Source organism: Planococcus sp. 1R117A (assembly GCF_051417975.1).
Taxonomy (GTDB): Bacteria; Bacillota; Bacilli; order Bacillales_A; family Planococcaceae; genus Planococcus; species Planococcus shenhongbingii.
This window is the reverse complement of the sequence record NZ_JBPRLO010000005.1, coordinates 74,865-87,483: the sequence shown is the minus strand read 5'-3', so window position 1 is coordinate 87,483 and position 12,619 is coordinate 74,865. Positions and strand designations below refer to the sequence as shown.

15 protein-coding genes are annotated in these 12,619 nt (G+C 43.2%); 5 read left to right on the top strand and 10 right to left on the bottom strand.

Features of this window, described 5'->3' with window-relative positions:
• Positions 1–79 precede the first annotated feature (79 nt).
• Entirely contained in the window at positions 80–1,051 is a 972-nt protein-coding gene (locus ACSFXN_RS15145) for an NAD(P)-dependent alcohol dehydrogenase (protein ID WP_437150908.1), read from the bottom strand.
• A gap of 84 nt (positions 1,052–1,135) precedes the next feature.
• A complete protein-coding gene (locus ACSFXN_RS15140; RefSeq protein WP_437150907.1) occupies positions 1,136–1,504 on the bottom strand; it encodes a YciI family protein in 369 nt (122 codons plus the stop codon).
• A gap of 244 nt (positions 1,505–1,748) precedes the next feature.
• On the opposite strand from ACSFXN_RS15140, the gene ACSFXN_RS15135 reads away from it, so the two are divergent.
• A complete protein-coding gene (locus ACSFXN_RS15135; RefSeq protein WP_437150906.1) occupies positions 1,749–2,624 on the top strand; it encodes a YitT family protein in 876 nt (291 codons plus the stop codon).
• A 225-nt stretch (positions 2,625–2,849) separates the two neighbouring features.
• Here the strand turns inward: ACSFXN_RS15135 and ACSFXN_RS15130 are convergent, their stop codons facing one another.
• The gene (locus ACSFXN_RS15130) at positions 2,850–3,530 is read right to left on the bottom strand and encodes a hypothetical protein (protein WP_437150905.1); all 681 of its coding nucleotides are present in this window, start codon (positions 3,528–3,530) and stop codon (positions 2,850–2,852) included.
• Between the two features lie 260 nt (positions 3,531–3,790).
• Between ACSFXN_RS15130 and ACSFXN_RS15125 the strand changes: the two genes are divergently transcribed.
• Together ACSFXN_RS15125 and ACSFXN_RS15120 are read left to right on the top strand one after the other, a co-directional pair.
• Positions 3,791–4,150, top strand: coding sequence for a hypothetical protein (locus ACSFXN_RS15125; protein ID WP_437150904.1), 360 nt, complete (start codon positions 3,791–3,793; stop codon positions 4,148–4,150).
• 453 nt (positions 4,151–4,603) lie between these two features.
• Positions 4,604–5,044, top strand: coding sequence for a YybH family protein (locus tag ACSFXN_RS15120; RefSeq protein WP_437150903.1), 441 nt, complete (start codon positions 4,604–4,606; stop codon positions 5,042–5,044).
• A gap of 40 nt (positions 5,045–5,084) precedes the next feature.
• On the opposite strand, the gene ACSFXN_RS15115 is transcribed toward ACSFXN_RS15120, so the two are convergent.
• From ACSFXN_RS15115 to ACSFXN_RS15105, 3 genes are all read right to left on the bottom strand, one after another.
• Positions 5,085–5,459 (bottom strand): YciI family protein, encoded by a 375-nt coding sequence (locus ACSFXN_RS15115; RefSeq protein WP_437150902.1) that lies wholly within the window; start codon positions 5,457–5,459, stop codon positions 5,085–5,087.
• A 119-nt stretch (positions 5,460–5,578) separates the two neighbouring features.
• Positions 5,579–6,085 (bottom strand): DinB family protein, encoded by a 507-nt coding sequence (locus tag ACSFXN_RS15110; protein ID WP_437150901.1) that lies wholly within the window; start codon positions 6,083–6,085, stop codon positions 5,579–5,581.
• Between the two features lie 278 nt (positions 6,086–6,363).
• The gene (locus tag ACSFXN_RS15105; protein ID WP_437150900.1) at positions 6,364–7,815 is read right to left on the bottom strand and encodes a PLP-dependent aminotransferase family protein; all 1,452 of its coding nucleotides are present in this window, start codon (positions 7,813–7,815) and stop codon (positions 6,364–6,366) included.
• 125 nt (positions 7,816–7,940) lie between these two features.
• On the opposite strand from ACSFXN_RS15105, the gene ACSFXN_RS15100 reads away from it, so the two are divergent.
• Positions 7,941–8,546, top strand: coding sequence for a LysE/ArgO family amino acid transporter (locus ACSFXN_RS15100; protein WP_437150899.1), 606 nt, complete (start codon positions 7,941–7,943; stop codon positions 8,544–8,546).
• Positions 8,547–8,917: 371 nt separating this feature from the next.
• On the opposite strand, the gene ACSFXN_RS15095 is transcribed toward ACSFXN_RS15100, so the two are convergent.
• Positions 8,918–9,439 carry an N-acetyltransferase family protein gene (locus ACSFXN_RS15095; protein ID WP_437150898.1) on the bottom strand — a complete coding sequence of 174 codons (522 nt, stop codon included), beginning with the start codon at positions 9,437–9,439 and terminating at the stop codon, positions 8,918–8,920.
• 679 nt (positions 9,440–10,118) lie between these two features.
• Here ACSFXN_RS15095 and ACSFXN_RS15090 point away from each other — a divergent pair.
• Positions 10,119–10,319, top strand: coding sequence for a thioredoxin family protein (locus ACSFXN_RS15090; RefSeq protein WP_437150897.1), 201 nt, complete (start codon positions 10,119–10,121; stop codon positions 10,317–10,319).
• 58 nt (positions 10,320–10,377) lie between these two features.
• Here ACSFXN_RS15090 and ACSFXN_RS15085 read toward each other — a convergent pair whose 3' ends face one another.
• From ACSFXN_RS15085 to ACSFXN_RS15075, 3 genes are read right to left on the bottom strand one after another with little or no spacing between them, the layout of a single operon-like run.
• Positions 10,378–11,154 (bottom strand): sulfite exporter TauE/SafE family protein, encoded by a 777-nt coding sequence (locus ACSFXN_RS15085; RefSeq protein WP_437150896.1) that lies wholly within the window; start codon positions 11,152–11,154, stop codon positions 10,378–10,380.
• A 57-nt stretch (positions 11,155–11,211) separates the two neighbouring features.
• Positions 11,212–11,439 carry a sulfurtransferase TusA family protein gene (locus ACSFXN_RS15080; protein ID WP_437150895.1) on the bottom strand — a complete coding sequence of 76 codons (228 nt, stop codon included), beginning with the start codon at positions 11,437–11,439 and terminating at the stop codon, positions 11,212–11,214.
• A gap of 50 nt (positions 11,440–11,489) precedes the next feature.
• Complete coding sequence (locus ACSFXN_RS15075) at positions 11,490–12,611, bottom strand: MBL fold metallo-hydrolase (protein ID WP_437150894.1); 1,122 nt, start codon at positions 12,609–12,611, stop codon at positions 11,490–11,492.
• Positions 12,612–12,619: the final 8 nt, after the last annotated feature.

The following is a 12,619-nucleotide window of genomic DNA, read 5'->3' as shown; positions in this document are numbered from 1 at the left end:
GGCGCAGCAATGAAGAGATTAATTTAGAATCATTTTTTACACAAAGAACGATTTTAATGTTCAGTACGATTGACTCACATTATTGATTGGCAATGACCACATTCCCCTTCTTCGCTCCACTCTCTACATAATGATGTGCTTGGCGCAGCTGTTCCAGCGGGAATACTTGATCAACGACCGGCTTGATTCTGCCTTCTGCCAATAGTTTGCTCAGATAGCGTAAATCTTCGGCTTTATAGCTGGCCGCTCCCGCTATAATTTTCCGGTCGCCTTTTTTTGTCGGCAAAAGCCTCCGGAACATTTGGGAAAGGCTCGGATTGCCCATCAGGTAAATGCCTTTAGGCTTCAATGAATTGACCGTTTTCGAAAAAGGGCTTTTTCCCGCAACGTCGAAAATCACATCATAGGTTTCGCTATTTGCAGTAAAATCCTCTTGCCGGTAATCAATTACGTTGTCCGTACCGATGGATAAGAGCATGTCCAGCTTTTCCTTGCTGTCGATGGCCGTCACTTCAGCGCCTGAATTTTTGGCGAGCTGAACGGCCATCGTGCCGATGCTTCCGCCGGCTCCGATAATAAGCACTTTCTGGCCGGCTTGGATTCTCGCTTTCCGAAGAAAAAACAAGGCATTCATTCCGCCTGTCGGGATGGTGGCGGCTTCTTCAAAACTAAGCCCTTCAGGTATGCGGGCGATGGCATTACTGCCGGGAAGGCACAGAAAGTCGGCATACGCGCCAAGCTTCAATCCAGTCGCACCAAATACACGATCCCCTTTTTTGAATAGCGTCTGCGCGTCTCCCGCAAATTCAACTTCTCCGGCGAATTCCTGCCCCAGCACGTCCAATCTCGGTTTCCGCACGCCAAAAAACAGTCGCAGCGGAACCCATAATAACACCGGGAATTTAAAGCTCCGGATCTCGCAATCTCCTGCTGTGACAGTGGACGCGTAAACTTTTATCAGAATTTCACCGGCTTTTGGTACCGGCTTGTCGAGCTGTTGCAGCTCCAAAACTTCCGGCGGCCCGTACCGGGTGCAGACCATGGCTTTCATTTTCCGTCCCCCTTTTTTGTCCGGTGAAAAGCCACCGGCCATGCCATTACCAAGTGAAGCTTATTCGGACAGCGTTTCTAAACTCTACATCTCCATTGGCCCTTCGTGCAATTGACGCAATTCAATCTCGCCTTCGCCATCTCCAATCGGGTCCGGCATCCGCATGGCCCATTCGATGGCCTCTTCCCTCGATTTCACATCAATCAAAATGAAACCGGAAATTAATTCTTTTGGATTTGCAAAAGGTCCTTCTGTAACCACAGGCTTTTCACCAGGCTTCACATACGAAAGGCGAATTCCATTCGAACTGGGATGAAGCCCTTCTGTCATAACCCGAACACCCGCCTCCTTTAACTCCTCGTTATACCTGGACATGGCTTCTATCAACTCCGTGCTTGGGCGCTTTCCGGCTTCCGAACTGGGTGAAGCTTTGACTATCAACATAAACAGCATGGAAATTCCTCCTTTTTAAGGCTGCAGCCTTTGACACTCAACTCTTACTATAATTTTGCTCATCCTTAATAAAATTCAAGACATCCGCTTCCAATCCCTTTTTTTAGTAAATTTTCTATTACAGGTCCGCTCTTCTTGATCGTCCCCTTCAAGTTTTTCCTACTAAAAAAGCCAAAAAAAGGTTATATTTAATAATTAGCGTGAAAAAATTCCATCATGAAACTTCAGAGAAGGAGAAAATAGAATGAGTGCAACAGACACAAAACGAAAAAAGATTAAAGCCAAAACGCTTTTACGGGCGCTCTCCATTATCATCGGAGCATTTATCACCGCTTACGGCCTTGAAGCCGTGCTGATTCCGAACAATGTATCGGATGGCGGAATTACAGGCATTAGCATCGTCGGCTCCCAATTATCCGGAATACCGCTTGGTTTGCTGATTGCTCTTCTGAACATTCCATTTGTCTATTTAGGCTATAAACAAATCGGCAGAAGCTTCGCCATCTACTCTTTCATCGGCATTGCTTCTCTCGCCTATGCAACAACGGTCATGCACCACGTTCCGACTATCGTTGAAGGCGATACCTTGCTGGTCACCGTTATCGGCGGAATCATTATCGGTATTGGTATGGGCCTTGCTCTTCGGAACGGCGGGGCGCTCGACGGCATCGATATGCTGGCTGTGCTGCTTTCACGCAAATTGCCATTCGGAACGAGTGATATGATTTTATTCCTTAATGTATTCGTCTTTATCATTGTTTCTTTCGTCTTCGGCCTGAAAGGCGCTTTCCTTTCCGGGATTGCTTATTTCATCGCGTCCAAAGTAATCTATCTGGTCGAAGAAGGATTCAGCGGCTCCAAAACATATAAAATTATTTCGCGTGAACCGGAGCTGCTCGTTCAGACCATCTACGACCGCCTCGGCCGCAATGCTACTTACAGCATCGTCAAAGGCGCCTACACGAATGAGGAACACAAAGAAATTACTTGCATCATCAACCGGCTCGAAGACAGCAAAATGAAAGAAATCATCTACGAAATCGACAGCAACGCATTCATCGTCGTTTACGATGCAGCTGAAGTCAGAGGCGGAAGCTTTAAAAAGCGGGATATCCACTGATCTGTTAGTGGTGGATGTTATTTTTAGAGATAAGTTGCATCAATTCAAGTTTTATTTTGCATAGAATTTTAAAAAACCAGTAACCTTAATGGAGAGGTTACTGGTTTTTAAATTTTTTACTTCATATATTGAAACTTCTGATAATCCCCTCATCTGTAAACTCATAAAAACCTTGACTAAAAGCTTAAGAAATTAACGCCTATTTACCCTTTGCACTTCTAAGTGTTAGTACAGTCCCGTGCCACTTAATTGCACCAATGTGGTAACGATGTACCTTTTGCCAAGCTCCTCGTCATCAAAATTCTTTTTGTCGAATGTCTGGCCTCTCTCCCTGAAAAAAGTGTGCCATTTGCCGTCTTTCTTGTAATAATGGAAGCCTTCAACCAGCGGATCCCTCGTCGCGTCACTTGGCGGGAGTCCATGGTTCAAAACGTAGTCATAGACTTCCTCCATGCTTACTGTAAAGACTTCAGCGTATTCACGAATTCTCATATCTTTCACACCCAGTGTTTCACAAGCAAATTGTAAGGCGTTCCCAGAGAGCAAGATTTGTATTTGAGTTTCTTTATCGACTAAATCTCTCACCTTCTTTTTTGACGCTTCCATGATCCAATGGCTTTCTGGCAATGCGGTTTCGTCAAATAAGCCCCGAAGATGTCCAATCGCCTCATGCCAAGTGGAAAACACCGTAAAAGGATATGGCATTTCTCCTTCTTCTTTCCACACCGCCCATTGACCGTCAGGAAGTTCTGTCGCAAACCAACAGTCATCCGCTTGCGTAAAGAAAATGGCATAGGTATTTCCTTTAGCTTCCTTCCATGTTTTATAGCACAGAAGTGACGCAAACTCTGTTGCTGATAGCCCGTAATCTCTAGAAAATAATTTCCTGAAAATTTTTCCAATCATTCTAAATGCCCTCATTTCATTTTGTACTTTTTGTATTAATTACGAAGGAGGATGTCCAAGTACAAACAATTACAGATGAAACTGAGACAATTAACATGCGCGACTTGAACTAGGCGAGTCTCATTCAGTTTATAGGAGTTGATCCCGTTATGGTACTGTGTACTTATCAGTGAAAGTTCCTATTCTGAACAACCAACTTCGTTTTATGTGAACGAAAGGCATGAGCAATTGCACCAACAGAGGTTTAAAGGAGGATAATGATGAGCTTATTTTCGAGATACAGTGAAGCGAACGTTAAAAAAATGACGAACAAGAAGTTGTATGAGCGACTGACACGATTGAACCATGAAAAGAGACCGGATTTGAAAGCAATAACGATAATTCAAGCCGAAATTGCTCAGCGAGATCCAGCAGAATATGAATTGGGGAAAATCGAAGCGGAAGTGGAAAAGTCCCACCGACATGCCGTTATGGAGACTACTGACATCCTCTACCTTGAAATCAAGTATAACGAAGACTATCTCGCCAAGCCAGAATCCGAAACGGACCCATACGAGCGCAAGCTCCGATCCGCCAAGCTTGAGATGATTCAGAAAGAATTAGGCCGTCGGACAATTTAGGACAATGGCTTAACGGAGATAAAAACACTGGCTGAAAAAGCACCTGGCGTTAAGAAATAAGTATTCCATTTGAAATTTAAGAACGCGCTTAATTTAACTTTTTAAAAGTGCTTGTCAAAGTACACTTTTCCAGATGAAAAGAAAGAGAAAAGCTCTCCTTACGCTTTTCCCCTACCGATAACCTGATATGTAAACTTATCATCAATTTTTACTATTCTTCCTAAAGTATTTTTATGTTCTTATTGCAATTGAATTTAACTTCGTTTTGATTGCTTCTAGCAATATTATTTCTAAACAGCTTTCTTTACCTCCTCTTCTGTTCTAGATAAAGGAATACACTTGGATTTTGAAGCAGGATAAACGAGTTGAACCTCGAATTCAGACTAGATAACCTACTGATAAAGAGCTGAGCTATAGATTTCTATATTTGATCCAGGAAAGGAGAAGAGATTGATGGCAGAAAGATTTTCTGATGTGCACGATGTCCTTGAAACCTACAGAACCGCAATTTATGAAAAAGATGTCGAGAAATTATTGTCCCTGTATGCTTCTGAAATTCACATTTATGACTGTTGGGAAAACTGGGAAAGCAAAGGGATTTCTGCATGGAAGGAAAATGTATCCAATTGGTTCAATGGCCTGCGTGAAGGGGGCGTTCTCCTAAAAGTCGCTTTTGACGATGCCGTAATTGAAGAAACTTCAACTTTGGCTTTTGTACATTGCGCCGTGACATTTACTGGCTATCAAGAAGAATCGGATATGCAGCTTCAGCAGACAATCAACCGGTTCACCTTTGGACTCAAAAAAGCAAAGGGCTCATGGGCGATTGTCCATGAACATTCCTCATTGCCGATAGATTTTGAAACGGGGAAAGGCATTTTAGATTTAAAGTAACATAGTGGACAAGAACAAAGGGCTTGCCTCTGCAATCCCTTTAGTCTTTCATGTCGAAGGAGTCGATCTGGCGGATTTCAATTTCCCACCCAAGCTGTTCTCCTAAACTGACCTGCACAGTCGGATGTAGAGAAGCCACTCGAATTGCTTCTTCAATGTTCTGGGCTTCCAGTATGAACGCACTTCCAATGATTTTTTCCGGCTGAGTTAAATAACCTTTACTAACTTGTATCTTTCCGTCAACCCGCTGCAAGCTCTTCACTTCTTGTGCAACGCCAGCATCTACCAGCACATGACCACTGTTGGATAATTCCTCAAGATGTGGCTGGCATTCCAGCATGATGGCATCGATTTCTTCCTTTGGCAATTCCTCCATCTTCTCCTTGTTGAGGTAACCCAAGCACAAGTATTTCATCTAAAAGCCTCCTTTTGAGATACGTACTTTTCCTTTTTTTTATAAATTTTAGCGAAGGGACTAAAATCAAAATTCGTAAAACCAATTTCCAAAAAAGTTTGCTTAACATCACTCAAAAACTACATTTCCTTTTTCAGATAACTTTCAAGCTCGTCTTTTTGACGCAAGTGATGATGGGAATGCATCACCACTAAGTCCAACCATTCTTTTGCATTCAGCCAGCCGAATCCCCCGTGTTCAACTTTATAATTCGGATTGATTGAAGTCACTTCCGCTTCCCAATGCTCCAATCTCTCAATGACCTCTTCCATTCTTTTCGCCAGTTTTTCTCTGCCATCTGAATTATTGGGCGGAGCATTCATTTCATCTGGAAGTCTGATTTTAAAAGGCGGAAATCCACCATCTTTAAATAATTTCTTACCAGCCAAAGTTTTACCTAAAGATTGTTCTTCATTTGATGCAGCACATATTTCTACATTATCGAGATACTCATGCGCTACTAGAATGATATGGTCATACATCTGCCCAATGGACCAAACTCCTTCTCCAGGAATATGCCGTAGCTGTTCTGGCGAGTATTTGCTAAGCTCATTTTTGAAAATGGAAAGTACTTCTTTTCTACTCATTTTCTCCCCTCCATCAGCAGCTTATAAGTTTTGAATTTTCAGACTTTAATTCATCGATAATTGTACCATAATTAATCAGGGACTTCTTTAGGTGTTATTCACCAACATAAAACCGTTCGTAAAAGTACACGTTTACGAACAAATGGAAGGAAAGAAGCTTATTCCATCACTTCTTCCCTTCCGATAAGCGGTCATATGTAAACTTATAGTTCTGATTTATATAAAAGAATAGTTGCCAAATATTTTCACTAAGCTATTTTTCTTCATAACGTTTCTGTTTATATAATTTGAAAATTTTTAATGATCTCAGAAAGTCTCCGCAACCCTTTTTCCAGTTCTTCTTTCGAAGCATAGGAATACGAAATGCGAAAATGATTCTGATCCATTTTATCGTAAACAATTCCTGGATTCAGCAGAATCCCCTCTTTCAGCGCCAGATCAAACAGTTTTCGAACAGATATCCCACCATTCAGCTCCAGCCAAATATAAAATCCGCCTTTCGGAATGTCCCATGTGGCGATGGATGCGAAATACTTCGTTAAGAGCCCAAGCGTAAAATCTCTCTGTTCTTTCAATTTCTGGCGGGTCTGGCTGATGAACTCCTGATACATGCCACTCCTGAGCCATTCCTCGACCAAATGCTGCGAGATGGAACTGGATCCGTAATCGGTTTGCATTTTAATGTCCGCCAACCGGGTAATGACCGGCTCTGGCCCGACAAGCCAGCCGATTCGCAGGCCTGGACTCAATGTCTTCGAAACACTCCCTACATACAAGACATTCCCTTGCCGATCGTCCGCCTTGAGTGGAGGAGGAGGTTGCTCATCGAACCACAATTCCCCGTAAACATCATCTTCAATAATGGGCAAGGACTCTCTTTGGCTGACCTCCAATAGCTCTTGCCGCCTTTCTTTCGACATCACCTTTCCTGTCGGATTATGAAAAGAAGGAATGGTATAGAGCAAGGCGCCGTCGTGCTGGCGCTTTAAGCGGCCAATCGATTTGGCTTCCATCCCTTCTTGGTCAAGTGGAATGCCAAGTAAATTCATTCCTGCCGATTGAAACACGTGGATAGAATTAAGGTAGGAAGGCGTTTCGTGCAGAATCGCAGCCCCTCTTTTCAACAAGCCGACAGCAATCAATTGCAACGCTTGAACTGCACCTGAAACAATCAGAATCGAATCAGGCGAGGCGTCGATCCCTTTTGGTTTTAAATAATCACTGACAGCTTGCCGCAAGGAAAGACTTCCTTTGGGTTCGATATACCCCAGCGCCAATGGCTGATGTTGTTTAAGTTGCATGGTCTTCTTCATGTTCTCTATGGGCAAAAGCTCAGGAGACAATTCCCCTGTTCCGAGCCGGACGACAGCAGGGTCCGCTTCTGCTTTATTTATTTCCTGGATTATGGCCAGGTTTGGCGCATGAATGCCGGATTGCACATAATGGGTCCAGTCAGGAGGATCGGATGCGAGGATATTCCATGTATTATTGGCCACCTGCGTACCACTTCCCCTTTTGGATTCAACCAATCCATCGGCAATCAGTTCTTCGAGTGCCGTGACGATGGTGCTTCGGTTCACTTGGAATTGTGCTGCCAATGCCCTTTGGGGTGGAAGTTTAAATCCTACCGTCCACTCTCCCACCATTATTTTCTGTTTGATATGTTCCGTAATTTGCTGGTGCAATGGAATCGATGAAGATTTCTGTGGTCTCCAGATGTTTTCAGACATATCGGCACTTCCTTTCTTGCCTGTAGATTATATCAAATTGGTTGGGATAATTCCCATCCAATTGGTCGGAGACAAATGGACCTGCTTTCTCTATTCTGAATAGGTAGACGTTAGGAGGAAAAATTATGGAACCATTACTTCATGGAATTGTATTAGCGTTTGGACTCATATTGCCTTTAGGAGTCCAAAACGTATTTATATTTAATCAAGGAGCCACTTATCGAAAGCTCTCGCATGCCTTCCCAGCAGTCATGACGGCGGCCATTTGTGATACAGCGCTCATTTATTTAGCTGTTACTGGTGTATCGGCAATTGTCTTTAGTTTTGAATGGTTAAAAACAAGTCTGTTTCTGGTAGGCTTTGTATTTCTATCTTATATGGGCTGGGTGATGTGGAAAACGAATCCAGAAACCAGCTCGAATCAACATGCCAGCCAATTAACGGCTCAACGGCAGGTTACATTTGCGGCATCTGTCTCTTTACTAAATCCCCATGCCATTATGGATACGATCGGTGTAATTGGCACAAGCTCACTCGTCTATGCCGGAGAAGAAAAATGGGTGTTCACAGCAGCGGTTATCGGTGTTTCTTGGATTTGGTTCATTTCGTTGGCCATTGTCGGAAGAAAAGTCGGTCAATTCGATACAAGTGGGAGGCTTTTGAAAAGAATCAATCAGCTATCCGCATTGATTATCTGGATGATGGCTCTGTATATTTTGTCACAACTGTAGACACACTAGCGGTTTAATAAAAAATAAAGGAATGTTCCCTCTTCGATCTTTCATCGCGGGCCATACTCTATATTTTTATACCAATTAACATCATCCTTCTAAAAAAATGCATTAGTAATATTATATTTCATAAGGAAAAGGAGAGAAAAGGCTCTATAGTTAGCCTTTTCTCTCCCGTTCTATTTGTACAGCTACCGATAAATTGATGATATGGAAACTGTTTTTCATTATTCTTAAAAGAATTAGTTAGGAAATAATAGATACTGCTAAGAAAAAATGTGACCGTCAATAGTTAACTGAATACAGATAAATCCTTTGCTTGTATGTATCTTGCCTGTAACTACCCTTTTTTACTTAGTGGACAGTTATTTTCATTCTTTCATAATTAATTCTGAGAGATCTTTCCAACCGTAGGCTACATCATTAACTATTTTCCCATCAAACTCGCTCGTCCTACGAAGATATTCCTTTCCTCCCATCCGTTCATAGAAACCAAGTCCGGATTCATTTTGTTCCATTACCCACACGATTATGGAATCAATGCCTCTTCCAATAAAATGCTTCGCAATAGCTGATACAAGTTGTCTTCCTATACCTAATCCTCTGCACTCCGGTAATAGATAAAGTGAATACAATTCTCCCTTAAAAGTTTCATCAGCAAGAATTTTCCCAGATGCAAAACCGATAATCTTTTCTGCATCATTCAAAGCAATATAAATAAAAGGTTCTTCTTCTTTATGTAAAAAATCAAGCCACTTTTGTTCTGTTTTTTCATAGGATAACTTGTCCAAGTAACTGTCTGGGACTAAGCCTTGGTAAGTAGTCTTCCAACTATCAACGTAAACTCTTGCTATACCTTTAATATCTTCTTCACTTGCTTTTTTAATCTTCAAACTATTTACCTCCAGTAATATACAATGGAAATATTTTAACATGCTTTGACACAATATACTTTCCAAGAAGCCAATAACACCTCCTTTTTAAAAGAAAAATCTAATTAACTCCTAATATTACTTTCTTATAGAATTTTAATATTCAAGTAGTTAAACACTTTAAAGCCTCAGAAAAAGCGTTCGTAAAAGTACACTTATCCAAACAAAAAAGAAGAAAGAAGAAACTCATGTCTGAGCTTCTTCTCTTCCGATAAGCGGTCATGTGTAAACTTCATCACTCTGACTTTTTCTGCAAAAATTAATGTAGTGGCCTGCTGAAGTTTGTTGATATGCCTTCGCTTTTTTCTTAGGCCGCATGAAGAGATTTGAATTCAGTCCTTTTAAACAGCCAGTTACTATAGTTTACCTATTAACGGATCTATCCAATATCTTCAGTATGAAAAAGCAGATGAAGCAATAGAAAAGAACCGAAGAATTCTTTTCCCCTTCTTTTCGCTTTACCTTCACCCAAGCGGGTATAAAAGGAAAAAGGTGAAGTCAGGAGTGATAAAACATGAAAGAACTTGCCTCAATGGAAGAAGTACAGTCCTTTAGCAAAGAAACCGGACTGCAATTTCTCTATGTCCTTACAACCCATTGAAGTGTCTGCCACGGTTTACTTCCTCAGGTGGAGGAAGCGATGCATGATTTTCCGCGTATCCAAACAAGGTTGGCAAATGCCGAGGAAATTCCCGAGCTGGCCGGTTTCCTGTCCATTTTCACCGTTCCGGTCCTTGTTTTGTTTGCTGATGGAAAAGAGATCTTGAGAGAAGCCAGGTTTGTTCACATGGAGGAATTCAAAAGGAAAGTTGAAAAAATCTACAGTGGTTTTTACTCTTGAAGACAAAGCAAAAAGGAGGCAGCTTGGCTGCCTCCTTTCTATTTTTTTGTCGGACACCTTACAAAATATCGAGCCAGATTTTGATGGCTGTTGCTAAAATCAATAGTGATAAAATCCATTGGAGATATTTCGTGTTCATCTTCTGCCCTAACTTTGCCCCGAGCGGTGCCGCCAAAATGCTTGCCACAACCATGACGGCTGCCGGCCCGTACAAGATCTGGTCTGTTACGATTTTCCCGACCGTTGAACCGATGGACGAAATGAACGTAATCGCCAGTGAAGTCGCAATGGTCATTCGCGTCGGAATCTTCAACACTACGAGCATGATCGGCACCAAAATGAATGCCCCGGCCGCACCGACGATGCCCGCTGCGATTCCGACGATGAACGCCAGCCCTGCAGCCAGCCATTTATTGAACGTCACTTGATCGATCGGGATATTGTCGATGCCTTTTTTCGGAAGGAACATCATGATGACGGCAATCGTCGCCAAAATGGCATAGACAAAGTTAATGCCCTGTTCTGACATCAGCGTCGAACCGTAGCCGCCGATAAAGCTTCCGAGAAGAATCGCTCCGCCCATATAAGCGATGAGCGTTTTGTTCAAATAACCGCTGCTGCGGTAGGCCCAAACACCAGCAATCGTCGCGAAGAATACCTGGATCGCGCTGATGCCGGACACCTCATGGGCGCTAAACGCTGTATACCCGAGCATCACCGGTATGTAGAGGAGCATCGGGTATTTGATGATCGAACCGCCGATGCCGACCATGCCGGAGATAAACGAACCAATAAAACCGATCAGGAAAATAGCGATCATAAAATCTAGACTCATCCCAGTTCCACCTTTCTAAAAGGAAAAAGGGCATCAGTTCGATGCCCTTTTCAGCCTTTAGCCTTTCCGGATCCAGAACTTTAGGACATCGCCGTCTTCTTGGGAATCCAGCAGTTCATGGCCGCCGGATTTCGCCCATGCGGTCATATCCGCTTTGGCTCCTTTGTCAGTCGCCTGGATTTCCAATACCTGGCCGGATTCCATTTCCTTCATTTCTTTTCTCGTTTTCACGATCGGCATTGGGCAAGCCAAGCCTTTTGCGTCTAATACTTTATCTGCGTTCATCAAAATCTCTCCTTCAAATTTGAGTTATTTAGTTGATTCGTATTTCTTGCTTAGCGTACCGCACAGCGGTTTGGTCCGATTTCCATTTCACGCTGCACTTCTTCGTCCGGCATGATTTTCCCCATATTCATCTTGCGGATGTCCATATAAGCATTCGGCTGCGGCGGCAAATTTTTCGTTACCATGTCGCGGAATTCCTGCTCATCCTCAATGTTTAGGCCATGGTTTTCTTTGAACAAGTCGCCGAGTTGCTTGTAGACACTGCCGTCTTCGTTCAGTTCATCCATGATCATGAAGTGAGCCGGAAGAACAACCAAATCATTCGCTAATTCCTTATAGCGTGTGTAAAGGGATTCCCGCAAATCGCCGACCCAGTCTTCTGCCAGTCCCGCAAGGTCCGGGCGTCCAATGGAATCGATGAACAGAATGTCGCCTGTCATCAAGTAGTGGTCATCCAAGATGAAGGATGTAGAACCGATGGTGTGGCCTGGCGAATAAAGAGCTTCCACTTTAGTTCTGCCAAGTGTCACGGTCAATCCGTTTACCAACTCAACGTAATCAAATACGACTTCTTCTGCATCTGCAGGCGGCAAATAATACGCTGCGCCGGTCGCTTCTGCAATTGCACGCCCTCCGGAAATGTGGTCCGCGTGAAGGTGGGTATCGAATACATGCTTGATCATTGCGCCTTTTTCCTTTGCGAAATCCAGGTAACTGGCCGTCATGCGTGTTGCGTCAATGAGTGCGGCTTCGCCGTCCGAAATGGCCATATACGACAAGCAGCCTTTGCCAAGGCGCACAAATTGGTACAACTCCCCGCCATTTTTCAGATTGCCGACTTTCACCGGTTCCAAATGGTCGCTCCAAGCCTTCATGCCGCCTTCAAGATACGCCGCATCGATGCCTTCTTCTGACAACATCTCCGCAACCATCACCGACGACCCTTCTTTTGCACAGACGACGAGAATGTCTCTGTCTGTTGGAAGTTCCGAAACCACTTCTTCGACCCCGTCCAATAAATCAAAATAAGGTGTGTTTAAATACTGGATGTTGCCGCCCTCGATTTTCCAATCCGCGAACGCATCGCCGTTGCGTACATCCAGGATGAACAACGGTTCGTTATCAATCACTTTCCGTGCCACTTCTTTTGCTGTCATTGCTTTAATCGTCAATTTGAATA

Bases quoted from the DNA above. Each gene is read 5' to 3' on its own strand.
- ACSFXN_RS15145 (WP_437150908.1), bottom strand. From the start codon at position 1,051: ATGAAAGCCATGGTCTGCACCCGGTACGGGCCGCCGGAAGTTTTGGAG.
- ACSFXN_RS15140 (WP_437150907.1), bottom strand. From the start codon at position 1,504: ATGCTGTTTATGTTGATAGTCAAAGCTTCACCCAGTTCGGAAGCCGGA.
- ACSFXN_RS15135 (WP_437150906.1), top strand. From the start codon at position 1,749: ATGAGTGCAACAGACACAAAACGAAAAAAGATTAAAGCCAAAACGCTT.
- ACSFXN_RS15130 (WP_437150905.1), bottom strand. From the start codon at position 3,530: ATGATTGGAAAAATTTTCAGGAAATTATTTTCTAGAGATTACGGGCTA.
- ACSFXN_RS15125 (WP_437150904.1), top strand. From the start codon at position 3,791: ATGAGCTTATTTTCGAGATACAGTGAAGCGAACGTTAAAAAAATGACG.
- ACSFXN_RS15120 (WP_437150903.1), top strand. From the start codon at position 4,604: ATGGCAGAAAGATTTTCTGATGTGCACGATGTCCTTGAAACCTACAGA.
- ACSFXN_RS15115 (WP_437150902.1), bottom strand. From the start codon at position 5,459: ATGAAATACTTGTGCTTGGGTTACCTCAACAAGGAGAAGATGGAGGAA.
- ACSFXN_RS15110 (WP_437150901.1), bottom strand. From the start codon at position 6,085: ATGAGTAGAAAAGAAGTACTTTCCATTTTCAAAAATGAGCTTAGCAAA.
- ACSFXN_RS15105 (WP_437150900.1), bottom strand. From the start codon at position 7,815: ATGTCTGAAAACATCTGGAGACCACAGAAATCTTCATCGATTCCATTG.
- ACSFXN_RS15100 (WP_437150899.1), top strand. From the start codon at position 7,941: ATGGAACCATTACTTCATGGAATTGTATTAGCGTTTGGACTCATATTG.
- ACSFXN_RS15090 (WP_437150897.1), top strand. From the start codon at position 10,119: ATGCATGATTTTCCGCGTATCCAAACAAGGTTGGCAAATGCCGAGGAA.
- ACSFXN_RS15085 (WP_437150896.1), bottom strand. From the start codon at position 11,154: ATGAGTCTAGATTTTATGATCGCTATTTTCCTGATCGGTTTTATTGGT.
- ACSFXN_RS15080 (WP_437150895.1), bottom strand. From the start codon at position 11,439: ATGAACGCAGATAAAGTATTAGACGCAAAAGGCTTGGCTTGCCCAATG.